This is a genomic window from Shewanella khirikhana (genome assembly GCF_003957745.1).
GTDB classification, from domain to species: Bacteria; Pseudomonadota; Gammaproteobacteria; order Enterobacterales; family Shewanellaceae; genus Shewanella; species Shewanella khirikhana.
Genome location: NZ_CP020373.1, coordinates 2,296,615 through 2,321,499, shown reverse-complemented (window position 1 = coordinate 2,321,499; position 24,885 = coordinate 2,296,615). Strand labels below are relative to the sequence as shown.

Here is a 24,885-nt window from a genome sequence, read left to right as displayed (position 1 = left end):
GTCAGCTCACCGGAGGAAACCTTGGACAAGAATATGAAGATTCTTATCGTTGACGACTTTTCAACGATGAGACGTATCATCAAGAACTTGTTGCGAGACTTGGGATTCAATAACACCCAGGAAGCAGATGATGGCTCAACCGCCTTGCCAATGCTTCAGAAGGGCGATTTCGACTTTGTGGTTACCGATTGGAACATGCCCGGCATGCAGGGTATTGATTTGCTCAAGGCCATCCGCGCCGATGAGAGTCTGAAGCATATCCCTGTGCTGATGGTGACCGCCGAAGCCAAGCGTGAACAGATCATTGCTGCCGCTCAGGCTGGGGTAAATGGCTATGTAGTGAAGCCCTTTACCGCTGCGACACTGAAAGAGAAGCTGGATAAGATCTTCGAACGACTTGGTTGAGCAAGGATGAGCTATGCAGGCACAAACATCAGGGCTCATTAGTCTCGAACAGGCACAGGAACTCGTGACGCTGCTCAGCAGCGGCGAGCAGGAAAAAGCCGATTTGCTGATCCGCGAATTGGCGGCCCCCATTCAAAAGGAACTCTTTGACGAAGTCGGCAAACTGACTCGTCAGCTTCACAGCGCCCTGGTGGATTTTCAGCTCGACAGCCGTCTGGCGGAATTGGCCAGCGTCGATATTCCTGATGCCAAAGAGCGCCTCAATTATGTTATCGACATGACTGAGCAAGCCGCCAACAAGACCATGGATGCCGTGGAAGAGTGTCTGCCATTGGCCGATGCCTTAATCAACCATATTAAAACTGTCACACCAACTTGGGACAAACTGATGCGGCGTGACATTGAACTGACTGAATTCAAGAGCTTGTGCCACGACGTTCAGCAATTGATGACCCGTAGTGAACAAGACTCAGAGCGGCTGCGTGAGCTGCTCAATCAAATTTTGATGGCGCAGGACTTCCAGGATCTGACCGGACAAATGATCCGGCGGGTAATCGACTTGGTTCGGGAAGTTGAAAACAGCCTGGTCTCCATGTTGACCGTCTTTGGCGAGCAACCGGTAACAGAAATGACCCCGCGTACCAGCCCAAGCGTCAACACCATTGAAGCCGAAGGGCCGATTATGAACGCCGAGCTTCGTCAGGACGTGGTAACGGGTCAGGACGAAGTCGACGATCTGCTCTCCAGCCTGGGTTTCTGATAAGGAGTCAATTTAATGGCATTCGATGTTGATGAAGAGATTCTGCAGGACTTTCTGATTGAGGCCGGTGAGATTCTGGAGCTGTTGCAAGAGCAGTTGGTTGCCCTTGAAAACAACCCGGAAGACACAGATCTGCTCAACGCCATTTTCCGTGGCTTCCACACCGTAAAAGGTGGCGCGGGCTTCCTTAGCCTGGCGCCCATGGTGGACGTGTGCCACGAGTCGGAAAATACCTTCGATTTATTAAGAACGGGTAAGCGCCATGTCAGCGCCGAACTGATGGATATCATCCTTCAGGCGGTCGATGCCATTAATACCATGTTCGCCCAGACCCAAGCCGGCCAGGAGCAGGAACCTGCATCGCCAGAGCTGCTGGACAAGCTTAAGTTGCTGGCTTCGGGTGAGCCTTTGCCATCAGAAGGCGGCGCCAGCGAGCCAGAAATTGTTGAAGCGCCTGCTGAGCCTGAGCCGGAAATCCCGGGTGTTGACCTGTTTGATGCTCCCGCAGCAGGCGGCGATGATGTGCTTTTTGACGAAGCGCCTATCGCCGGCGTCGACCTGTTCGATGAGCCAGCCGCCAGCGACGGTGGCATTGATGAAATAAACGAAGCCGAATTTGAAGCCTTGCTCGATGCCTTGCATGGCAGCGGTAAAGGCCCAAGCGTAGCAGACACTGCGCCCAAAGCGGCAAGCTCAGCACCAGCGGCTCCTGCCGCGGAGCCGGGCGGCGACGAAATTACCGACGATGAATTTGAAGCCCTGCTTGATGAGCTTCACGGCGCCGGAAAGTTCAAAGCCACCGAAGACAAAGCACCTGCCAAGGTCGAGCCGAGTCCAGCTGACAACGTCGACACTGACGAAATCACCGATGACGAGTTCGAAAAGCTGCTTGATGAGCTGCACGGTAAAGGTGCCGGTCCCGGTGCTGAAACGGCTGCTGCTGCGCCAGCAGCGCCGAAAGCCGCTGAAAAACCTGCTGCACCTAAAGCGCCGGCAGCGGCTGCCAAACCTGCCGCAGCGCCCAAAGCTGCGCCAGCGGCTGCGCCCAAGCCTGTAGCTGCAGCGGAAAAACCTGCCGCACCAGCACCGGCCAAAGCGCCTGCACCTGCGGGTAACAGCGTGCCTCAGGGCGAAACCACGGTTCGGGTAGATACGGCGCGGCTCGATCAGATCATGAACATGGTCGGTGAGTTGGTACTGGTACGTAACCGCCTGGTGAGCCTTGGTGTCACCCGTGAAGATGAGGAAATGTCCAAGGCGCTTGCCAACCTGGATTTGGTCACAGCCGACTTGCAGGGCGCGGTAATGAAAACCCGCATGCAGCCCATCAAGAAGGTGTTTGGCCGTTTCCCCCGGGTTGTACGTGACCTGGCCCGCAGCCTCAACAAAGAAATTGACCTTATTCTGGTGGGTGAAGAAACCGACCTGGATAAAAACCTGGTGGAAGCCCTGGCCGACCCCTTGGTTCACCTGGTCCGTAATTCGGTTGACCACGGCATTGAAATGCCCGCAGACCGTGCTGCCAATGGCAAACCCAGAACCGGTACCATCACCTTGTCTGCCAGTCAGGAAGGTGACCATATTCTTCTGAAAATTGAAGATGATGGCGCCGGTATGGATCCTGAAAAGCTTAAGTCCATCGCCATCAGCCGTGGCGTGCTGGATGAAGACGCCGCCGCGCGTATGTCAGACCATGAAGCATATAATCTGATTTTTGCGCCTGGCTTCTCCACCAAGACCGAAATTTCCGACATTTCCGGCCGTGGTGTTGGCATGGACGTGGTGAAAACCCGTATCACGCAGCTCAACGGTACTGTGCACATTGACTCGGTAAAGGGCAAAGGCACCATCCTCGAGATTAAAGTGCCGCTAACACTGGCGATTATGCCCACCCTGATGGTGGAAGTGGCCAAGCAGGTATTTGCCTTGCCACTGTCCAGTGTGAACGAGATTTTCCACTTGGATTTGACCAAAACCAATATCGTTGATGGTCAACTCACTGTGATTGTGCGTGAGAAGGCAGTGCCACTGTTTTATCTTGAAAACTGGCTGAGCCGCGTCAAACGTAACTTTAAGCATGGGGATAAAAAGCACGGGCATGTGGTTATTGTTCAGCTTGGCACCATGCAAATCGGCTTTGTGGTAGATGCCCTGATTGGTCAGGAAGAGGTGGTTATTAAGCCTCTGGGCGCGCTGCTGCACGGTACTCCCGGCATGGCTGGCGCTACCATCACATCTGATGGTGGTATTGCACTGATTTTGGACGTGCCAGGCCTGCTTAAACACTATGCCAAAAGGAAATAAACGCGGCGAACGCATTTGGCAGGAACATAAATGACAATAAAAGTATTGGTCGTTGATGACTCAAGCTTTTTCCGTCGCAGGGTCAGCGAGATCATGAATCAGGACCCTGAGCTGGAAGTAGTCGCAACGGCAGCCAACGGCATGGAAGCCATCAGAATGGCACAGGAGCACAAGCCCCAGGTCATTACCATGGACATCGAAATGCCGGTAATGGACGGGATCACGGCCGTGAGAGAAATCATGGCCAAGGTGCCCACGCCAATTCTGATGTTTTCTTCGCTGACCCATGATGGGGCAAAAGCTACCCTGGACGCTCTGGATGCCGGGGCGCTCGACTTTTTGCCGAAACGTTTTGAAGACATAGCGACCAATAAGGATGAAGCCACCAAGCTGCTGCAGCAGCGGGTGAAGGCCTTGGGTAAGCGACGCGTCTTCAGACCGGTCACCTCAAGGCCTGCGGCGCCAGAACCTGTCGCGAGACCGACCATTGGCTCACGGCCTCCGGCTCAGTTGCAGCCGCGTGCTGCGGCGCCTGCTCCGAGTGCGCCCATTCGCGCCAGCGGCAAGAGTTACCGACTGCTGGCCATAGGCACCTCCACAGGTGGTCCGGTCGCACTGCAAAAGGTATTGACCCAGTTTCCGGCCAATTATCCGCTCCCGATATTGCTTATTCAGCATATGCCCGCAGCTTTTACTCCGGCGTTCGCACAGCGTCTTAACGGTTTGTGCCGGATCTCGGTAAAAGAAGCGGCCAATGGCGATGTACTGCAGCCCGGCTGTGCCTATCTTGCGCCTGGCGGCATGCAGATGATGATTGAAAAGTCCGGGGCTACCGGACGACTGAAAATCGTCGCTGGCAGCGCTGATATGAACTACAAGCCCTGTGTTGACATTACCTTCGCATCTGCATCAAAAAGCTACGGCGGTGATGTGCTTGCTGTGGTGCTGACCGGCATGGGCGCCGACGGCCGTGAAGGGGCCCGAATGCTCAAGAATGTCGGCGCGACTATCTGGGCGCAGGATGAGGCCAGTTGTGTTGTGTATGGCATGCCTCAGGCTGTGACAGCGGCCGGGATTTCGACACAATCGATTTCCCTGGACAACATGGCGGACGCTATCTTAAAAGAGTCCGGCCGTGGCTGATAAAAGGGCTGCAATGCCCCTGTGGGGGCTGTTGTCGATTTTTTTGTTGGTGGTTATCTGTGCAGTGATGACCATTCTGTATCTGGACCTCAGGCACAAGTTTGCCAATTTGGAAGCCAAGAACAGAGAGCTTGCGGCAAGCCAGGTGCTGCTGATGGTACCGGATGACCAGGCTGAAGCGTTGGCAGCCTGGCTTGAGTCCCATCCGCAGCAAACCGAGCAGTTGCTCAAGCGGGTTGAGACCAAAGCTAATGACGGGGCAAAACCATCCCCTGCAGCCAAGGCGGATGGCCCGTTGAAACCAGATGCTGCCGTGCCCAATCAAGAGGCACTTCCCGATGCCTTGGTGCCAGAGGTCATTTCGGAAAACGATGATGGGGTAAAAGTGATAGTGCTGCCCCATGGTGGAATACGGGTTACTACCCGTGAAGAGAAAAACTGAATAACAATAACGAGTGCGCATCCGGGAGCCTGAGACTTGAAAGTCTGGACCATAGCAAACCAAAAAGGTGGCGTGGGTAAGACCACCACAGTAGCCAGCCTGGCAGGACTTCTTGCCAAGCAGGGCAAACGAGTGCTGATGGTGGACACAGATCCCCATGCGTCCCTTGGATACTACCTGGGGATCGATTCTGAAGAAGTCCCCGGCTCGCTCTACGATGTCTTCGTCGCCCATAAATCACTGACACGGGATCTTATCCGTCAGCACACAGTGCCAACACTGGTGGAAAACCTCGACCTCATTCCAGCCACCATGGCGCTGGCGACCCTTGACCGGGCGCTTGGCCATCAGGAGGGGATGGGGCTCGTGCTGCGTAATCTGCTTAAACTGATGGAAGACGATTATGATGTTGCCTTGATTGACTGTCCGCCGGTACTGGGGGTGTTGATGGTCAATGCCCTGGCAGCCAGCCAACATATTGTTATTCCCGTTCAAACCGAGTTTTTGGCCATTAAGGGCCTGGATCGTATGATTAAAACCATGGAGCTGATGGGTCGCTCCAAAAATACCAAATACAGCTACACCGTGGTGCCGACTATGTACGACAGGCGCACCAAGGCGTCGCCTGCTGCGCTGGAAAAATTGGCGCAGCTCTATGGCGATACTTTATGGCCGGATGTGATCCCGGTTGATACCAAGTTTCGTGATGCCAGTCTTGCCCATTTACCTGCCTCTCACTATGCGCCGGGTTCCCGTGGAATTAAGGCCTACGAGCGCCTGCTCGAGTTTCTGATGGCAGGGGAGTTTGACCATGTCAAAGTCCGTTGATGAGACAGTTGTCGACTTCTTTCGCTTGCTGCTGAGTGAAGAGACTGAGGTTGTCGAGCTGGACGCTGCCGCTTCCAAGCTTAACGCAGGCGTAATAGCAGATGGGCATGATACTTCATCGCTGGCGACGGCCACCAACGGTGAGGATGCCGCGCCAGCAGCGCTGAAAGGCGAAAAGGCGCAGCCAGCAAACAAGTCCGCAGGGACAGGCGTACCTGAAACGGCTAAGCCATTGGTACAAACGTCTACACCGACGACAAGAGCCGCACCAGAGATAAAAGCTGCGACAAGGGGCAAAGCTGCACCAGAGATAAAAGCTTCTCCGCTACTTGTTACGCCCAAGATGGCGCCAAAGGCGACCGTCACGGACGCGTCAGCTGGCACAGTCGATAAGGCTGTACTCGATAAGGCGGCGCTGGAGAAGCTGCTGGCGCCTGTGTTTGACCCCAAAACGGTTACCCAACCCACAGTGCCCGAGACAGATACTGCTGCTAACGCTGTGGTGGCGACAAAGACAAAGGTAGAAATCTCAACGCCGGTTGAAGTGCAGCCAAAGGTTGAGGTTCCACCAGAGACTAAGTCAGAGCCAAAGTTAGCGACGGCACAGGTACCCGAAACTGAGGTGAGTTTGCCTGTCGTTGACACGGATATCGGCGCCCCGGTATTGCAGACTCAAACCGGTGCCACGCCGCCCAGTATTACAAAAGATTTGCAGGCCGAGCTCGATGATGAGTTTCAGGTACTATTCTTTAAGGTAGCGGGGCTGACGCTTGCGGTGCCCTTGGTGAGCTTGGGCGGAATAGTGAAGGTTGATCGCATCAATCAAATCTTTGGCCGCCCCAATTGGTTTTTGGGGGTGCAGACCCACCGCGACTCCCAGCTGAACCTGGTGGACACCTGTGCTTGGGTTATGCCGGAAAAATACGACGAAGAACTGGCGCAAAGCGTAAATTATCAATATCTTGTATTATTAGAAGACAGTAACTGGGGATTGGCCTGTGAAACCTTGGTCAACTCAGTGCGGATTAAGCAATCCGAAGTCAACTGGCGAACCACCGCGGGGAAACGCCCCTGGCTTGCCGGTGTGGTAAAAGAGCAGATGTGCGGCATCTTGAATGTTCAGGCATTGATCCAGATGCTCAATGCGGGTTTAGGTTGTCAGGATCCTATTAACTGAGGTAGATATGACAGACTCAAGAAATGTGGCTGTAGCAGCCGGTAAGGATGACGCAGTATTACAGTGGGTAACCTTCAGGCTCGATAACGAGACCTACGGGATCAACGTAATGCAGGTGCAGGAAGTACTGCGTTACACCGAAATAGCACCGGTTCCCGGCGCGCCGCATTATGTTCTGGGGATCATTAACCTGCGCGGCAACGTGGTAACCGTTATCGATACCCGTTCCCGTTTTGGCCTGCCATCTTCCGAGGTGGATGATTCTACCCGTATCGTGATTATTGAGGCGGAAAAGCAGGTTATTGGTATTCTGGTCGACAGCGTGGCCGAAGTGGTTTACCTGCGCCGCTCTGAAATCGATAATGCCCCCAATGTGGGCACCGAAGAGAGCGCCAAGTTTATCCAGGGCGTCAGCAACCGTGACAACGAGCTGCTGATCCTGGTGGATTTGGATAAACTGCTCTCTGATGAAGAGTGGGCTGAACTCGCTCAAATCTAAGGCAGTTTTGCGATAAGGCCGCCTGAATGGCGGCCTTTGGCGTATTTAAAGGAGTTGTGGCATTCAATGGAAAATGGGTTTCTGATAGCTGCTCTGGTTTATGTTATCGCCTGTTTGGGATTGGTTTTGTTCCTGCAAAAGCAGCTTGGCAAACTCAGAACCAAGGTGGATGCGCTGGCGACCTTGCTCAAAGAATCTGATAAGCAACGTGAAAGTGTTAAACGCGAGCTGCACGAACTCAGAAGTGGCACCATCGGCGTTGGTAAAAGGGTCCTTGAGCTTGAGAAAAAGCTGGCCCAGCAAGACGCCCGCATTGATGAAACCCGTGAACAGGACCCACAGGCAAGGCTGTATACCCGTGCCATGAAGATGGTGTCTCTGGGGGCTGGGATTGATGAGTTGATGGCCGAATGCGAGCTCCCGAGAGCCGAAGCTGAGCTGTTATTGCGTCTTCACGGCAATCGCTGAAGCATCCTGCTGGCCTGCTGCTGTTATTGCACCCTAAACACTTTTACAGCTTTTGGCCTAAGTTCCGCCGTTACTGGTCACCTAACTAAAAAAGCCGCCTTGGGGCGGCTTTTTTAATGCAGTAAAACCTAGGCCGATGCGCTGATTTTATGATGCAGTCTTGCCCATTCTTCCGGGTATCTGCCATCGAGCATATACACAAACGACAACAGCTCGGCTATCAGCACGAACAGTTCCCTTGGAATGGGTTCATCAAGCTCAAGGGTTGCCAAAAAATTTGCCAGCGCCGGGTCTTCGTGGACATGCACGCCACATTCTTTGGCAAGGGCGATAATCTCCTCTGCCAGCAGCGCCTCGCCCTTGGCGGTCACTCTGGGTGCCCCGTCGCCGTCATATTGTAAGGCCACGGCAATTTTTTCATTTTGGCTCATAATCACCCCCGCAAATAATCACACCCGCAAATCGAAACTGAACTGCTCATCTGGCAGCAGGGAAGGGGGCACCTTACCCTGTTGGCACTGAACTTGGCCAATGGCAAAACCCAGTGCCTGTAAGTGCTCACTCAGTATGGGGACAAAATTGCTGATCCTGCGTGTAAGCTGCGGCGCGGGGCTGATGAAGGTGACAGATAAGTCACTTTGACGCCGATTTGCCTTTACCATCAGCTCGCCCTCGGTGAGAGAGAATTTGAGTTTTAATTGCCAAAGGCATGCGCTGCTGTCGTCGGCGTTGCGGCGATTGTGCCTTTGGAAGTGGCCTTCGAGGGTTTGCTGCCGGTCGCCCAAAAGATAGGGCAGGGCAAAGTACCAGCCCGCTCTTTCATTGGATGCTGTCACCAGCTCGCGGCGACTGGTGGCAAGCTTGCTGACATCGTCAAGCAGTTCGTCAGAGGCCAATTGGGCTAAATCCTGGCTGCTGAGTCCCGCTTTTTTGGCAAGCAGCGAAATCCAGGTTTGCAGCAGCGGGGTAAGTGGTTGCTCCTGCTTTAACGCCATACCACCAAGGAGTAACTGAAACACCAGTGCAAGCGGCTGGGATTGAAACAGCTCGGCGATGCTGAGCTGCTTTGGCAGCAGCGAACTGCTCGCAGCACTTTCGATAGCGCTTCGCATGGCGTCTGCGCCCATCAGAGCGTTGACCGGCAGCGGTTTTAACAGCGCGAGCAGGCGCCTTGCGGGCTCGAAGTTGCTGCGCTCTGTGGTGGTAGGATCTGAGTCTGTTTGTGGCAAGAGCGCACCGGTTTTCTCTAACGCTGAGCTTAAGCGGTTTGTGGCTGTGTAAGTGCCCGCTTCGCGGCTTTGGCCTATTGTTGAGGTTATCGCTTCTGCGCCAGGTTGCTGTCGGGATGTCTCTCTTGCAGTTTGTCCGGCTGCCGATGTGGCGAGCAGTTTCTTTTCCATGCTGACAAGAAGCGCCTGCGGCGTGGTTCGAAATCGGGCTTGCACTTCGCTGATTTGCGAAGAAATAGCCGTCAGGGAACTATCTTTTTGCGTAATCCGTGAGAGGGTTACCGGCAGTTCCTCGTCTATAGCATCAAGCAGTAACGAAAGTTCGCCGCCCCTCAGTCCAAGGCGCGCCCTGACGATACCGCTCGCTGCGCCCTTTGGCGCCGGAAACACCTGACCTGAATCAAATTTAAGCTTGCCAGCTTCTACTTTGGCGAGCCCCAGTAAATAACCCTGGCTGCCACGGGCCTGTGCAAGCAGCTTATTCCGGTCATCACCCGTTTTGGGAATGAGCGCCGCCAGTGCCGGCGGCAGCGGAAATGTGCTGGATTGGCCTACCCTGAATAGCACGGCATTGAGGTCGGTTGCAGACACTAACGATTGCTGCGGCAAACGCAGTAGCAGCGGATGTTTCAGCAGCGCTTGCAGCTGCACACCGTTAAGTGATTGAGTTATAGTAAAACTTGCGTTTGCGGTCTGCAGTGTGATGCCAGCGGCTGTACCGCTTATGGTCACTGGTATCGTGACCAATGACGAGCCGCCCGCGACATTGCGGGGACCTTGGGTAGCGGATAATGCTGGGATATCTGTCATTGTCAGGCTCATCTGCTTGCTGTGGGCAGTCATCAAATTTCACAAATTACTGATTGACCTTATCGTATGGGGAAGTATGCTTAGCCGTCAAAGCGAGGCAATACTTAAGGCTGAAGCACTTAAGGCTGAAGCCTTTTTACCGGGCCCTGTTATTCATATCGTCCGCCGAGCCGCTTTCTAAAGCCAATTCAGGCGAAGTAAACAGAGAGATTTATGAAGTTGAAATGGATTACCCTGCCACTGATGTTATTGGCGGGGTTCGCTCAGGCTGAGCAAACCGACAATACACCGCAGGAAATGGTTGAGGTTGTCTACAACGACCCCCGAGATCCGTTCGAAGGTTTCAACCGCGCCATGTGGGACCTTAACTACAATGTGCTGGACCGGTACATCTATCGGCCGGTTGCCCACACCTATAAAGATTATGTGCCGCGGCCGGTAAAGTCGGGCGTGAACAATTTTGTGCGTAATCTTGAAGAGCCAAGTGCCTTGGTCAACAACACCCTGCAGGGTAAGTTTGGTTGGGCGGCCAACGCCGGTGGCCGCTTTGTGGTGAACTCCACGGTGGGCCTGCTTGGGGTAATTGATGTGGCAGATATGATGGGCATGCCGCGCAAGCAGGACGACTTCAACGAAGTGCTGGGCTACTACGGCGTGCCAAACGGCCCATACTTTATGGCACCTTTTTTTGGGCCATATGTTACCCGCGAACTCGCGACCGATTGGGTCGATGGACTATACTTTCCTCTATCAGAGTTCACCATGTGGCAATCGGTGGTGAAATGGGGCCTCAAGAGCCTTCACACCCGTACCGAAGCCATTGATCAAGAGCGGCTTCTCGACAACGCTCTCGATCCTTACACCTTTGTCAAGGATGCCTATCTTCAGTATATGGATTACAAGGTGTATGATGGGAATGTTCCATCAAATCAAGATGATGATGAGCTGCTTGACGAATATTTGCAGGAGCTGGATTAGCAGCCTGAAACAGGCTCTCAACTGAGGTGATTTTCACCCGGCGCTATCAGCTCCCAGAGGGAAGTATATGGCGCTGAAAGACGTTTCTGTGTTGTTGGTTGAAGACGATCCTGTGTTTCGCAGGGTCGTCGCGTCATTTTTGGACAGTCGTGGCGCCATGGTCACCGAGGCGGACGACGGGGTTCAGGGGCTTGATTGGTTCCGGCGGCAAAACTTTGATGTGGTGCTGGCCGATTTGAGTATGCCTAACCTGGGTGGTCTCGATATGCTGCGGGAGATGTATCGGCTCGACCCCGCCATGCCTTCCATTGTTATTTCCGGCAATAACGTAATGGCCGATGTGGTCGAAGCACTGCGTATCGGTGCGTCAGACTATCTGGTTAAGCCGGTATCCGATCTTTATATCATCGAACAATCCATTCGCCAAAGCCTTGGCAATCAGGTGCAGCAGGGCAGTGAAATTCAGGATCTGGATGAGCTCTCACGGGTTGAGCTTGAAGAAAATCTGAAGGTACTCGAGCAAAATACCGAAGCTGCCAAACACATCCAAAAAGAGTTGTTTCCCGCATCCCAGGTGCTCTATCCCCAGGCACGTATTGATTACAGCCTGTACAAGAATGATGGCATCAGCGCGTTTTTTATCGACTCCACTATGGCTGACAGTGAGCATTTGGTGTTTTACATGGCGCATTTTCATCCGGAAGATAACCGCGCTGCCTTTGCCAGTGTGCTGCTGCGAAGTTTTGTAAACCACAAGCTGAAGGCTTATCGCAACGGTGTGAGCAGTGCTGTGATTGAGCCCTATAACATGCTCAGCTATTTAAATGAGCGTATCGTAAAGTCTGGGCTCGAGATCACGGTTGATATTGTGTACGCCGCCATTGAGCTTAAACACTTCCGGGCGTCTATTTCTCAAGCTGGGCATGGTTTGCGCTGTTACTTACGGAATGAAAAAGGACTATCGCCACTGGCGCTGCCAGATGCGCTGCAACTCGGTTTACTCGACTGGGGCAAGCCAAGCAGTCAGTTTCGCTCTCTGCTGCCCGGAGAGAGCCTGTGCATCGCCACATCCGACCCAACTCACAGGGAGATGCTGCTGAACAACCGCTTCGAAGGACTGGTGTGCAGCGATGGAGTGCTGGCGGGGGGATATGTGCAGGCAAGTTTCAGCTGATTAGGCTCATACGCTCGGTGGGGGATTAATTGGTTTATCTCAGTTTTGTCCCATGCTCGATATTCGCTTGCGCACGCGTATAGCGGGATAAAACGCCCGTCAAGCTCGTTGGTTTGTAGCAACAGATGAGCCCGGATGATATTAATTACGGCATTGTATTTACTGATGCCTTTTAATATTCCGAGTCGCGTTTGAACAAGAAGCGCAATTTAAACCAATAAAAAAGCCTCCCAATGGAGGCTTTTTTTAATCCCGGCAAAACTGCCGAATCGATATTAGCTGCGCTTCATCGCTTCATGCTCGCCAGTAACGGCAATTTCTTCTTCCAGCGCTTCTTCTTCGGTGTGGTGAGTCTTGCTCTCAGCACCATGCATCCAGTCAACCAGCTTGTCGGCCATAAAGTACAGGATAACCCCTGAAATGGCAGCGGTAATGGCGATACCGGCGAAGATAGACATAGCGTTGGCAAGTTGCTCTTCTTTCTCACCGCCGTGGCCAATGAAGGAACCTACCAGGCCTGCAACCTTGTTTGCCGCAGCGATAAACAGGAACCAGGCGCCCATCATCAGCGAAGCAATACGCAGCGGAGCCAGTTTGGTCACCATAGACAGACCGATAGGAGACAGACACAGCTCACCCATGGTGTGGAAGAAGTAGGCACCAACCAGCCACCACATGCTGGACTTGGCAGTTGGGTCGCCACCCATTTCAACCACGGCACCGATCATAAACAGGAAACCAATACCAAGCAGAACGAGGCCCAGAGCGAATTTCACCGGAGAGTTAGGTTCACGGTTACCCATGCGGATCCAGATGGAAGCCACTACAGGCGCAAACAGCACGATGAAGATGGCGTTCAGCGACTGGAACCAGGTAGTTGGGACTTCGAAGGTGCCAACCATGCGGTCGGTGAAGTCGTTGGTGAACAGGTTCATCAGGCCGCCAGCTTGCTCAAAACCAGCCCAGAAGATGATGGTAAACAGGCCCATCACCATGATGACCTTAATACGATCGCGCTCGACCTTAGTCAGTGGCTCTTTACGAACTTCACCTTTTTCAGCGTTTTTCTGGCGTTCAAGCTTGGCAGCGGGAACAGTACCGATATTGCCCAAGAGCTTTTTGGCAAACAGGAACTGAATGATCAGCGACAGCACCATACCAACACCGGCACAGAAGAAGCCTGCCTGCCAGTTGTTGATCAGCACTTCTTTACCCTCTACCAGCTCAGTGTGACCAAAGTTGGTGTAGGCCCAGGCTACGACGAAGCCAGACAGCGCCGCACCCAGGTTGATGCCCATGTAGAAGATGGTGAAAGCGCCATCACGACGGTGATCACCTTCCTGATATAGGTCACCCACCATGGTGGAAATGTTGGGTTTGAAGAGACCATTACCCAGAATAAGTACACCTAAACCAAGATAAAAGACTTCGGTTTCCATTCCTGGGATCCAGGTATGAGGCGTTGCCAGCAGGAATTGTCCTGCGGCCATCAGAGCGCCACCAATGTAGATTGCTTTACGTTGACCCAGGAAGTTATCGGCTAGCCAGCCACCGAAAAGCGGCGTGAGGTAAACCAGTGCGGTGAAGGTACCATAGAGTCTCAGTGCGTCAGCCTGGGTCCAGCCCAAACCACCGCCGCCTTGATTGTTTACCTGATCTACCAGATAGAGCACCAAAATGGCGCGCATGGCATAGTAACTGAATCGTTCCCAGAGTTCTGTGGTGAACAGGAGGAACAGCCCCTTTGGATGCCCGAGCATCGTACCTTGGGAATTTACGCTCATTAAGTCTTCCACCTTAAGCTTGTGATTGCCCGCAAGTATCGGTCTTGCAGAAAAATTAAACGATGCATTCATTCCGGCTGGAAACACATTGGTTCAAGTGTTTGTGTTACTTGAAGTTTGTATGTCTCTTATTGCCAGAAACGTTAAGGCACCTTTACGTGATTTTTATAATTACACCGACATTCGTCGGAATTTAGCCAAAAAGGCCACCTTTATATACCCTTTGAAGGCTGGATGTGTCAATTTTACCGGCGGTTCGCCGAGTTGAATTTAACCGATGGCGCCGGGTTTGGGGGCGATTGAACGATTGCTGAACAGACGATCTTGAGCTGCAAATTTTGGTTCAAAAGAAGGGTTGGTTTTGGTATGCTCTACGGCCGTGAAGGGACGTCACTCAACCGTAAAGAGACGACAGATGAAGGCTTGGTATCTCGTTTACTGTAAGCCCCGCAATGAAGCGCGGGCGCAGCAAAATCTCGCATTGCAAAACCTGGAAACTTATCTTCCGATGTATCGTCGGCAGGTGAGGGCCAAGGGTGGTGAGGTTTCTGTCGCCGAATCTCCGTTATTTCCCAATTATCTGTTTCTGAATTTTGACCCCTCCGTCACCAGTGTGCGCAGTATCCATGCCACCCGCGGTGTGGCCCGTATCGTGGGCTGCCGTGAAGATATGACACCGCTGGAAGACTCACTTATTCGCGCCATTAAAAGGCGTGAACTGCAGCTGGAAAAGCTGCCTGAAGAAGTTGCACTGCGTGCTGGAGACAAGGTTAAATTCTGTGAAGGTCCTTTCACTGATTTGGAAGCCATCTTTCTTGAGCAGGATGGCCTTAAGCGCTGTTTGGTGTTGTTTGAGTTTATGGGACAACAAAAGCAGCTTGATGTGGAACAGTCCAGCATTTCCCGTATATGTGCGTAAGCCCCCTCAAAGGTTGTAAGACATTTGCCATAGTAGCGTCTATAGTTGCTGTGGCTTTCGTCATTTTTATGGCTGGAAAAATTCAGTCAGTACAAGGAGTTGAGGCTTACTGAAAGTTGGCGACAAAATCTTGTCACCAAAAGTGTTTAAAAATCGGACGCTTATCATGTTGTTTGGTCGCTTTTTCGACTGAAACACGACTGAACGTGGGGTAGAATCCCAAGGTTCGATAGCTTTTCGGCACAGAGTTGAAACTCACTTTCACCTCTGTGCTTTATGAGTTGTGATCTAGCCGCAAGCAAGTGTTAAGCATTAGATTATTTCGCAACTCTCTGAAAAATAAGAATCTCGCATTGCGAGGGGCACGTTGGAAGCCGAAATCCATGGGCGGTAGCGTGCCTGAAGGGCAACGAACAGAATAGTTTCTGTTCGTTAGTGGACGCCGAAAATGATTGCCGGGAGCAATCATTAACAGCTTTAGCTGGCCCACAGGGTGACATGCAGGGAGCATGTCATAGACCCCGCAGGCGTGCCACGCGGCTCGATAGTGCGCCTGAAGGATTGTGAGGGGATAACCTTACTCTCTCTATTTGTTGAGTGACTATTGTTGAGTGACTATTAGGGATGCCGCAAGAGCTTATGCACTTGGCTCATTACTAACCAGCAGGGCTTTTTTAAAAGTGACTGCCTGCCGTTGGGATAGCCCACTCAAACGCTAAAAATCTATTTCATTACGTTTAATCACCTAAAAAAACGGAGACATCTGGTGTTACAACAACTAAAACGACTGATGATTGCCAGCGTTAGTGCGCTGGTTTTGGTTGGGGGACCAAGCGCGGCGATAACTCCGTCACCGCAGATGATTGAACAGTTCAAAAACTTGCCAAAGTCTGAGCAGGAGCGCATTGCACGTCAGTACGGTATCGATCCGTCCATGCTTGGCGGCACTACCCAAGGTAGCAAGAGGCTTGAACAGCCAGAGTTGATGTCCGAGAGGCTATCAGAGCGGGATTTGGACAAAGACAAAGAAGGCAAGAAGAAATCTAAAGACGACTCCGTAGATTTCTCACAGGACGCGTCAAAAAGCGAGCTTAAGCGTTTTGGATACGAACTGTTTGCCGGAGAGCCTTCCACTTTTGCGCCAGTTTCGGATGCGCCGGTGCCAGCGGAATATCAAATTGGCCCGGGCGACACACTGAATGTTCAGCTCTACGGGAAGGAAAATAAGAATTTCAGCCTGACTGTTGGCCGTGACGGTACAGTGCAGTTCCCCGATTTAGGCCCCATTTCCTTGGTTGGTATGAGTTTCTCCGAAGCCCGTAGCCTGCTGCTGGATAAGATTGCCAAGTCGATGATTGGTATTCAGGCCAGCATCACCATGGGAGAGCTGCGCTCAATCCGTATCTTCGTGGCTGGTGATGCCTATAAACCTGGTTCATACACGGTATCCAGCCTGTCAACTATCACCCAGGCGCTGTTCGTTTCCGGTGGTATCAATGAGATTGGCTCACTGCGTAACATTCAACTCAAGCGAAACGGTAAGTTGATTGGTTCACTTGACCTTTACGATTTGCTCCTCAAAGGTGATGCGTCCAAAGACCTTCGACTGCAATCCGGCGACGTGGTGTTTATTCCTGCCGTTGGCGGTTTGGTATCTGTCGATGGAGAAGTACGTCGCCCGGCAATATACGAGCTTAAAAAGGGTGAAACGGTAAAGGATGTGGTCAGCATGGCAGCAGGACTCATGCCTGGTGCTTACCCCAAACAAAGCGTGCTAGAACGGTTCGGTTCAGACGGTCTTAAAACACTTATCAATCTGGATTTAACTTCTACCAAAGGTTTGTCGGTTTCTGCCAAGCCAGGCGATTATATCCGGGTTAAAAGTGCGTCAGCCCAATTTGATAATGCCATCACAGTCGTTGGTGCCGTGGTACGCCCGGGTAAATATCAGTGGGCACAAGGTAAGCGCGTAAGTGACATTCTTCCTTCGATTTGGGGGGATTTGGAGATTAACGCTGATCTTGACTTTGGTTTGGTTGTTCGCGAAGTAAATCAGTTCGGAGATATTGAGGTATTGCAATTTGCCCCCGGACACGCAATCTCAACTCCGGCATCCTCTGAAAACCTTCAGCTAGCTGCCAGAGATAAAATTGTTATCTTCAGCTTCAGTGATGATACTCAAAACCGATATGAGCTGAATCGTCTGGTAAAGAGCCGTGTTGCCAAGGTCAGTGAGCTTAAAGGTGACTCGCTTATCCAAGGGGATATCTTTAAAGCAGGTTTCAGTAGCATCAATCAGAAGAAGCTCAAGTCGCGCACTGAATTGGCTGGGGTTGTCATTGACCAGGATAAGGCAGAAGAAGAACAACTGGTTGCCGACGAAGTGGCAAAAATGCTGGCCAATTTGTTCGATGACCGCGACCTAATTCGTCTCTCTGGGGTGATGAGCCGTGAAGAGTTGCTCTATCCTGTTGTTTCTAAACTGACCAGTCAAAGCCGGGCAGGGCAGGGCGCAAAGCTTGTCTCCGTTGCTGGCCAGGTTCGTCACCCTGGTGTCTATCCGTTGAGTCAAAATGCGTCGGTCAAGTCGCTTGTAAAGGCCGCTGGTGGGCTTAAAGAAGGCGCTTACACTGTACGTGCTGAGTTGAGTCGTACTAATATCGACGCGAACGGTTCTACTCTGGAGCACATCAACGTCGATTTAGCAGCTGCTCTCTCGGGAGGCGAAGAGAATCTGCGTCTGCAAGGGCGAGACAGCCTCACTGTAATGACAACCCCCGAATGGCAGGAAACTCAAACCGTAGAAATTCGCGGCGAAGTGAAGTTCCCTGGTGTTTACAGTATTCGCCGCGGTGAGACACTGTCGGAAGTGATTGCAAGGGCTGGTGGGTACACCGACTTTGCCTACTTGCCTTCGGCGGTATTTGTGCGTGAGAGCGTGCGTAAGCAAGAGCAGATCGAAATTAAAAAGCTGGCTGACCAACTGCGCCGTGATCTGGCAACCCGTGGCGTTTCCAAAGATGGAAACGTTCTGAACTACAGCGAAGCTCAGTTAATGCTCAAAGACCTTGAGATGATTGAAGCTGTAGGCCGTCTTGTGGTCGATCTGCCCGCGCTGTCAGTAGGCGTAACAGAAGCCGATATCCAACTCGAGCAGGATGACGTGCTTTATGTGCCATCAACTCGCCAAACCATCGCTGTGATGGGTGAAGTTCAGCATCCCACCTCCCATCGTTACAAAGATGGCATCACACTGCAGCAGTATATCGCCATGTCAGGTGGCGCCCGTAAGCGTGCCGATGATGATAGAACATATGTAATCAAAGCAAATGGTTCGGTAATGCTGCCGAGAGGCTCATTCTGGTTCAGCGCTGAAGATGAACTCATGGCTGGTGACACCATCATTGTGCCATTGGATACAGAGTACAAAGACAACCTTACACTCTGGAGCCAGATTACTCAGATCATCTACAACACCGCCGTGGCAGTAGCAACTATTTCAGGACTCTAAAGGCCTAAAAATCGTCAATTCAACACGTGATGGAGGGCGTAACGCCTTCTTGGATAAACCAGAACAACGACCAAAATATAATTATGGCCAATCATATTAAAAGTTATCCAGATGTCAAACTTGAGCAGCTTAAACCGTCAGTGAATTCAGATGAAATTGATCTTCGAGAGGTCTTTAGCGTTATCTGGGAAGGTAAGTGGCTTATCATTGCAATCACAGCAATATTTGCAACTGGTTCAATAATTTTTGCGATTAATCAACCTAACATTTACAAGGCCGAGGCACTGTTGGCGCCTGCAAGTAGTGAAGGCAGCAGCGGTGGTCTAGCAGCACTCACTTCGCAATTCGGAGGTCTCGCCAGTATGGCTGGTATTAACTTGGGTGGGACTAATGGTACAGATAAAACCCAGCTTGCCATCGAAGTGCTAAAGTCGCGTCGGTTTTTAGGCGATTTTATTGAAAGGCATCAAATTCTACCTGAATTGATGGCCGTAGATAAATGGCATATAGACGATAATGTACTTAGTTTCGACCCTGAGCTTTATAACGGAGAAACGAAAAGCTGGGTGCGTAAAATGCCTCCACCCTTTAAATCAGAACCTTCATTGTTAGAGGCTCATAAAGCGTTTTTAGAAATTCTCAGTGTGAGTAAAGATAAGGACAGCGGTTTGGTAAAACTTGCCGTTGAGCATCAATCTCCTTTTATTGCAAAACATTGGGTTGATTGGCTAGTCGCAGATATCAATCAGGTGATGAAAGAGCGCGAAGTTGGTGAGGCCGAGCGCAGCACCGAATTTTTGAACAAACAGATTCAACTCACAAATGTTGCTGATATTCGCGCCATTCTGTACAAGTTAGTAGAAGAACAGGCCAAGACTATCATGTTTGCTGAAGTTCGCGATGAATACGTATTTAAAACATTAGATCCAGCCTTGATCCCGGAAGAAAAAGCAAAACCAAAGAGAGCATTAGTTTGCATATTGGTGACCATGTTTGGAGTTACGATCGCGATTATGATTGTACTATTAAGGCATTTCATTAGGAATCATGATAAGTGAAGCTTCTGGCTTGATCTGCGATAGGTATTTCGCGCATGATGAACTTTATGTGTAATTAGACGATGCTGATTTTGAATGAGTGTCGTGAATAATAATATCTCGCAAAATAAATCTTGAATTAAATTATTTGGGGATGAAAGTTAATGAGCAATATATTGTCATTGATTGGACGTGAAAAAGAGTTATTTTCTGAAGATATACGCCTTAATGGTGAAGATTTACAGCGTATTGTATCGCAATCTAGATTCCTCGTATTAGGTGGTGCTGGTTCAATCGGCCAAGCCGTTACCAAAGAAATCTTTAAACGCAATCCACAAAAGCTCCATGTGGTGGACATTAGCGAAAACAATATGGTTGAGTTAGTGCGAGATATTCGTAGTTCATTTGGCTATATTGAGGGTGATTTCCAAACATTTGCTTTAGATATAGGCTCGTTCGAATACGACGCCTTCATAAAGGCTGATGGTCAATATGATTACGTATTGAACTTGTCAGCCCTTAAGCATGTCCGCAGCGAGAAAGACCCTTTTACCTTAATGCGCATGATTGATGTCAACGTGTTCAACACAGAGAAAACAATACAGCAGTCGATTGATGCTGGTGTTAAAAAATACTTTTGCGTTTCTACTGACAAAGCTGCTAATCCAGTCAATATGATGGGTGCATCCAAACGCATTATGGAAATGTTTTTAATGCGTAAAAGCGAGCAAATTGCAATCTCAACTGCACGTTTTGCTAATGTGGCCTTTTCCGATGGTTCGTTGCTGCACGGTTTTAACCAGCGCATTCAAAAAGGCCAGCCAATAGTCGCACCAAATGACATCAAACGATATTTTGTCACTCCACAGGAGTCGGGCGAACTTTGTTTGATGTCTTGCATTTTTGGCGAGAATAGAGACATTTTTTTCCCAAAACTGAGTGAAGCTCTGCATTTAATCACATTTGCTGATATTGCTGTGAAATTCCTCAAGCAGCGAGGTTACGAACCACACTTTTGTGCTAATGAAGATGATGCCCGAGAGTTAGCGAAGACCCTCCCTGCAGAAGGTAAATGGCCTTGTCTTTTTACCGCAAGTGATACGACTGGTGAAAAAGATTTTGAAGAGTTTTTCACAGATAGGGAAGTGCTTGATATGGAGCGTTTTGAAAATCTCGGGATTATTAAAAATGAACTTCTTTATCAGCGAGAGTTGTTGACTGTGTTTGAAGAAAAAATTGCTCTGATGAAAGCTGATAAGTCTTGGACTAAAGAACAGATCGTAGAACTCTTCTTTACCATGATCCCTGACTTTGGCCATAAAGAAACGGGTAAATACCTCGACAGCAAGATGTAAGGAATGAGCATGAAACCGTCATTGATTGTCGAGTTTGTTCGTGACATTTACCAAACCAACGACTTCATTCCACTGCATGCGCCCATTTTTGATGGCAATGAAAAAGCGTATGTGATGGAAACCATCGACAGCACTTTTGTATCCAGTGTGGGTAAGTTTGTTGATGAGTTCGAGCGTAAAATGGAAGCCTTTACAGGGAGTGCGCGAGCGGTCGCAACTGTTAATGGCACTGCCGCACTGCACGCTGCGCTGTACATGGCGGGCGTCGAACGTGGTGATTTGGTCATTACACAGGCGCTGACTTTTGTAGCGACTTGTAACGCGCTCTATCACATGGGTGCTGAACCGATTTTTGTTGACGTATCTCCAGTTAGCTTAGGGCTGTGCCCAAAGGCTCTTGAAGCATTCTTAGCAGAAAATGCTGAGATCACTAATGAAGGGTGTGTCCATAAGCAAACGGGTAGAAGAATTAAAGCTGTCGTGCCAATGCACACATTCGGTCACCCAGTTCAGCTCGATGAGCTGGTAGCAATTTGTCTTAAATGGCAGCTTGTTCTAGTGGAAGATGCAGCTGAAAGTCTGGGTTCTTTCTACAAAGGCAAGCACACCGGGACTTTAGGCGATTTTGGTGCAGTTAGTTTTAACGGCAATAAAATCATTACCACTGGTGGCGGTGGAGTTGTGCTTTGTGCCACAGAAGAGGCTGGGAAACACACTAAACATGTTACCACCACGGCGAAAGTGCCGCATCCTTATGAATTCTTCCATGATGAGCCTGGTTTTAACTACCGTATGCCCAACTTAAATGCGGCACTGGGTTGCGCACAGATGGAGGCGATCGAAGGTTATCTTCAACAAAAACGCTTATTGGCACATCGATATCACGAGTTTTTCGTTGGGAGTGACGCCACTTTTGTGGTTGAACCAGAGTATGCGCAGTCGAACTACTGGCTCAACGCCGTTATTTGTGCCAACCCAGAGCAGCGTAATGCGCTGTTAGAAGAGACTAATGCTTCGGGTGTGATGACACGTCCTATTTGGCAGTTGATGCACCGCTTGCCAATGTTTGAAAATGCTTTTCGTGGAGATCTTACGTATTCAGAGTTTATTGAAGCTCATTTAATAAACCTACCGAGTACGCCTGTGGGTAGATAGGCAAAGGAATATGAGCGACAACATTAAGAAAGTAGCGGTGTTTACCGGCACTAGAGCAGAGTATGGTCTGCTCTTTTGGCTTCTAAAAGACATTGAAGCCGACCCTGAACTTCAGCTTCAACTACTCGTCTCCGGTATGCATTTGTCCCCTGAATTCGGTGAAACATATCTGCAGATAGAAAAAGATGGTTTCAAGATAGACGAAAAAATCGAAATCTTACTCTCATCGGATTCTTCAGTTGGCATTGCGAAAAGCATGGGACTGGCGGTTTTAGGATTTGCAGATGCACTGGCGCGGTTAGCCCCTGATGTATTTATTATTTTGGGTGACCGTTTCGAAGCGTTAGCTGCAGCGCAAACCGCGATGATTCAGCGTATTCCGGTAGTCCATTTACACGGTGGTGAGATCACTGAAGGTGCATATGACGATGCAATTCGCCATGCGATCACTAAAATGAGTTACTTACATGGGACGTCGACAGAAGCATATCGACAGCGTGTGATACAGCTAGGAGAAGCACCGGATCGTGTAAAAAATATTGGTGCAATTGGACTCGAACATTTAAAACGAGCACAATTTATGGATGTGCCGGCGCTGGGCCGTTCTCTTCAATTTTCTCTGACCAAGCCATATTTCTTGGTGACATATCACCCGGTCACTTTGGGAGACGAGTCACCAGAGAACAGTTTTAAGGCTTTGTTGGATGCGCTTGACTCATATCCCGAGCACCAGGTAATTCTAACTTATCCGAATGCGGATGATGGTGGACGGCGAATAATTCCCTTGCTCGAAGCGTATGCGGCAGAGAATGCACAACGCGTACTTGCCATCCCGTCTTTAGGGCAAACACGTTACCTAAGTGCTGTCAAGCACGCCAGTGCTGTCATAGGGAATTCATCCAGTGGCATCATCGAAGTACCGGCTTTCGGTGTGCCTACGGTGAACATAGGCGTACGCCAACAAGGGCGGTTGGCTGCTAAAAGTGTGTTGCACTGTCAGGCAACCAAAGAACAGATATCTCAAGCGATCAATAATGCCATTACTGGTGCCTATAAAAATGGCAACGAAGTTATCGACAACCCTTATGGTCAGGGTGACAGCAGTTCACAAGTAATAGCAATGATAAAGTCACTGCGTTTTAACCCTAGCAAGTCGTTTTATGACTTATCCTTTGAACCAATTGAGTAAAGCTGTATGACACTGATAATTGCAGAAGCTGGTGTAAACCATAACGGTGATGAAGCACTGGCATTTCAACTGGTTGATGCGGCCCACAGGGCTGGATCTGACATCGTTAAATTTCAGACCTTTAAAGCAAAAAATTTGGTTACATCCAACGCTAAGCAAGCAGATTACCAAGTGGCTAACACTCAAAAGCAAGAGTCACAGTTGGCTATGCTCAGCCGCCTTGAGTTGTCTTACGAAGCTCATCATAAGCTGGTCGAACATTGCAATTCACTGGGAATTGAGTTTCTTTCCACGGCCTTTGATTCTGAAAGCTTAGATTTCCTCGTCAACGATCTAGGGTTAACTCGTCTAAAACTGCCTTCTGGTGAACTGACCAATGCGCCACTGGTGCTTGAGCATGCGCGTACCGGTTGTGATTTGATTGTTTCCACCGGAATGGCCACTCTTGCGGAAATTGAAATGGCTTTAGGGGTCATAGCCTTTGGTTATACGGCAGCGATTAACGACGCACCCTCGATGGTAGCGTTTCAGCAAGCTTATGCTTCAGAAGCAGGACAGAATGCACTTAAACAGAAGGTGACAATCTTGCACTGTACAACTGAATACCCCGCTCCAATGGCTGAAATTAATCTGAGAGCGATGGATACACTCGGTAGTGCTTTTGACTTGCCTGCGGGATACTCTGACCATAGTGAAGGGATCGCGATACCGATTGCAGCCGTAGCACGTGGTGCGGTTTTGATCGAAAAGCATTTCACCTTGGATAAGAATATGGAAGGTCCAGATCACAAGGCCTCTCTTGAGCCTGATGAGCTTTCGGCTATGGTAAAGGCTATTCGTCAAGTAGAGCTGGCGCTGGGTTCGGCGGTAAAATCCCCAACCGTATCTGAAGTTAAAAATAAATCAGTTGCTCGTAAAAGCTTGGTAGCAAGTCAGACTATTAGAGTGGGTGACCTCTTCAGTACTGATAACCTGACAATTAAGCGTCCAGGTAATGGAATGTCTCCTTACCAGTATTGGGATATGCTTGAGCGCAAAGCTAGCTTGGACTATCAGCCAGGAGACCTCATCATTGAATAAACCATTACCGATCGTTTTGATTGGCGGAGGTGGCCACGCAAGTGTTTTGGCTGACATCTTGATTGGCCAAGGACGAGAGATACTTGCTATCATTTGCCCAGATGACATCTCATCCAAGGTAGTATTCGCGGGTATTCCACATTTTACAGAAGACGTTGACGTTGAACGATTTAACAAAACTGAAGTGTTTCTTGTTAATGGAATAGGATCGCTACCAGGAAGCAACTTACGATTTAAGGTTCATATGAGCTTTAAGCGATTAGGTTATACGTTTATGACTGTAGTGTCATCAAATGCTATTGTTTCAGAATTTGCAGTATTGGCTGAAGGTGTTCAGGTCATGCCAGGATGTATTGTGAATACAAATGTAACGGTTGGCGAGGCTACTATTTTGAATTCTGGATCAATCATTGAACACGATTGCAAAATAGGAAAACACAATCATGTAGCGCCAGGTGTTGTACTCAGCGGTTCAGTGATTACCGAAGATTTTGTCCATATAGGCACCGGTGCGCAGGTAATTCAAGGCATTCAAATCAGGGAGCACGCTTTAGTTGGTGCGGGCGCTACAGTTACTAAAAATTTAGAAAGCAATAAAATATTGTACGTCGCGAAACCATTTTTGCGCTAAAGGATTT

General features: G+C 50.1%; 22 protein-coding genes. 19 read left to right on the top strand and 3 right to left on the bottom strand.

What is annotated here, in order from left to right:
* The first annotated feature begins 21 nt into the window (after positions 1–21).
* From cheY to STH12_RS10120, 9 genes are all read left to right on the top strand, one after another.
* A complete protein-coding gene (gene cheY / locus STH12_RS10160) occupies positions 22–405 on the top strand; it encodes a chemotaxis response regulator CheY (RefSeq protein WP_126167437.1) in 384 nt (127 codons plus the stop codon).
* 13 nt (positions 406–418) lie between these two features.
* Complete coding sequence (locus STH12_RS10155; RefSeq protein ID WP_126167436.1) at positions 419–1,165, top strand: protein phosphatase CheZ; 747 nt, start codon at positions 419–421, stop codon at positions 1,163–1,165.
* 15 nt (positions 1,166–1,180) lie between these two features.
* Positions 1,181–3,469 carry a chemotaxis protein CheA gene (locus tag STH12_RS10150; protein WP_126167435.1) on the top strand — a complete coding sequence of 763 codons (2,289 nt, stop codon included), beginning with the start codon at positions 1,181–1,183 and terminating at the stop codon, positions 3,467–3,469.
* Positions 3,470–3,499: 30 nt separating this feature from the next.
* On the top strand, positions 3,500–4,612 hold the full coding sequence (locus STH12_RS10145) for a protein-glutamate methylesterase/protein-glutamine glutaminase (RefSeq protein WP_126167434.1): 1,113 nt from the start codon (positions 3,500–3,502) through the stop codon (positions 4,610–4,612).
* On the top strand, positions 4,605–5,054 hold the full coding sequence (locus tag STH12_RS21615; protein WP_237158830.1) for a membrane anchored protein in chemotaxis locus: 450 nt from the start codon (positions 4,605–4,607) through the stop codon (positions 5,052–5,054). The genes STH12_RS10145 and STH12_RS21615 overlap by 8 nt, the downstream gene beginning before the upstream one ends.
* Before the next feature lie 36 nt (positions 5,055–5,090).
* Positions 5,091–5,882 (top strand): ParA family protein, encoded by a 792-nt coding sequence (locus STH12_RS10135; RefSeq protein WP_126167433.1) that lies wholly within the window; start codon positions 5,091–5,093, stop codon positions 5,880–5,882.
* Between the two features lie 25 nt (positions 5,883–5,907).
* Positions 5,908–7,059 carry a chemotaxis protein CheW gene (locus STH12_RS10130; protein WP_237158828.1) on the top strand — a complete coding sequence of 384 codons (1,152 nt, stop codon included), beginning with the start codon at positions 5,908–5,910 and terminating at the stop codon, positions 7,057–7,059.
* Between the two features lie 7 nt (positions 7,060–7,066).
* Positions 7,067–7,558, top strand: a complete 492-nt coding sequence (locus tag STH12_RS10125) for a chemotaxis protein CheW (protein WP_126167431.1) — start codon at positions 7,067–7,069, stop codon at positions 7,556–7,558.
* 66 nt (positions 7,559–7,624) lie between these two features.
* A complete protein-coding gene (locus STH12_RS10120) occupies positions 7,625–8,026 on the top strand; it encodes a DUF2802 domain-containing protein (protein ID WP_126167430.1) in 402 nt (133 codons plus the stop codon).
* Positions 8,027–8,154: 128 nt separating this feature from the next.
* On the opposite strand, the gene STH12_RS10115 is transcribed toward STH12_RS10120, so the two are convergent.
* Positions 8,155–8,457, bottom strand: a complete 303-nt coding sequence (locus STH12_RS10115; RefSeq protein ID WP_126167429.1) for an EscU/YscU/HrcU family type III secretion system export apparatus switch protein — start codon at positions 8,455–8,457, stop codon at positions 8,155–8,157.
* 18 nt (positions 8,458–8,475) lie between these two features.
* Positions 8,476–9,846, bottom strand: coding sequence for a hypothetical protein (locus STH12_RS10110; protein WP_126167428.1), 1,371 nt, complete (start codon positions 9,844–9,846; stop codon positions 8,476–8,478).
* 432 nt (positions 9,847–10,278) lie between these two features.
* Between STH12_RS10110 and STH12_RS10105 the strand changes: the two genes are divergently transcribed.
* Positions 10,279–11,043 (top strand): MlaA family lipoprotein, encoded by a 765-nt coding sequence (locus STH12_RS10105; protein ID WP_126167427.1) that lies wholly within the window; start codon positions 10,279–10,281, stop codon positions 11,041–11,043.
* A gap of 67 nt (positions 11,044–11,110) precedes the next feature.
* A complete protein-coding gene (locus STH12_RS10100) occupies positions 11,111–12,217 on the top strand; it encodes a response regulator (protein ID WP_126167426.1) in 1,107 nt (368 codons plus the stop codon).
* Between the two features lie 275 nt (positions 12,218–12,492).
* Here STH12_RS10100 and STH12_RS10095 read toward each other — a convergent pair whose 3' ends face one another.
* Positions 12,493–14,001: a peptide MFS transporter gene (locus STH12_RS10095; RefSeq protein ID WP_126167425.1), complete on the bottom strand. Its 1,509-nt coding sequence runs from the start codon at positions 13,999–14,001 to the stop codon at positions 12,493–12,495.
* A 415-nt stretch (positions 14,002–14,416) separates the two neighbouring features.
* On the opposite strand from STH12_RS10095, the gene rfaH reads away from it, so the two are divergent.
* From rfaH to STH12_RS10055, 8 genes are all read left to right on the top strand, one after another.
* The gene (gene rfaH / locus STH12_RS10090; RefSeq protein ID WP_126167424.1) at positions 14,417–14,920 is read left to right on the top strand and encodes a transcription/translation regulatory transformer protein RfaH; all 504 of its coding nucleotides are present in this window, start codon (positions 14,417–14,419) and stop codon (positions 14,918–14,920) included.
* A gap of 766 nt (positions 14,921–15,686) precedes the next feature.
* The gene (locus STH12_RS10085; RefSeq protein WP_126167423.1) at positions 15,687–18,431 is read left to right on the top strand and encodes an SLBB domain-containing protein; all 2,745 of its coding nucleotides are present in this window, start codon (positions 15,687–15,689) and stop codon (positions 18,429–18,431) included.
* A gap of 83 nt (positions 18,432–18,514) precedes the next feature.
* Positions 18,515–19,489 (top strand): Wzz/FepE/Etk N-terminal domain-containing protein, encoded by a 975-nt coding sequence (locus STH12_RS10080; protein ID WP_126167422.1) that lies wholly within the window; start codon positions 18,515–18,517, stop codon positions 19,487–19,489.
* A gap of 143 nt (positions 19,490–19,632) precedes the next feature.
* Positions 19,633–20,823, top strand: a complete 1,191-nt coding sequence (locus STH12_RS10075) for a UDP-N-acetylglucosamine 4,6-dehydratase (protein WP_126167421.1) — start codon at positions 19,633–19,635, stop codon at positions 20,821–20,823.
* A gap of 9 nt (positions 20,824–20,832) precedes the next feature.
* A complete protein-coding gene (locus STH12_RS10070; protein ID WP_126167420.1) occupies positions 20,833–21,978 on the top strand; it encodes a LegC family aminotransferase in 1,146 nt (381 codons plus the stop codon).
* Positions 21,979–21,988: 10 nt separating this feature from the next.
* On the top strand, positions 21,989–23,167 hold the full coding sequence (gene neuC / locus STH12_RS10065) for a UDP-N-acetylglucosamine 2-epimerase (RefSeq protein ID WP_126167419.1): 1,179 nt from the start codon (positions 21,989–21,991) through the stop codon (positions 23,165–23,167).
* A gap of 6 nt (positions 23,168–23,173) precedes the next feature.
* On the top strand, positions 23,174–24,247 hold the full coding sequence (gene neuB / locus STH12_RS10060) for an N-acetylneuraminate synthase (RefSeq protein ID WP_126167418.1): 1,074 nt from the start codon (positions 23,174–23,176) through the stop codon (positions 24,245–24,247).
* Complete coding sequence (locus STH12_RS10055; RefSeq protein ID WP_237158826.1) at positions 24,240–24,878, top strand: acetyltransferase; 639 nt, start codon at positions 24,240–24,242, stop codon at positions 24,876–24,878. The genes neuB and STH12_RS10055 overlap by 8 nt, the downstream gene beginning before the upstream one ends.
* Positions 24,879–24,885: the final 7 nt, after the last annotated feature.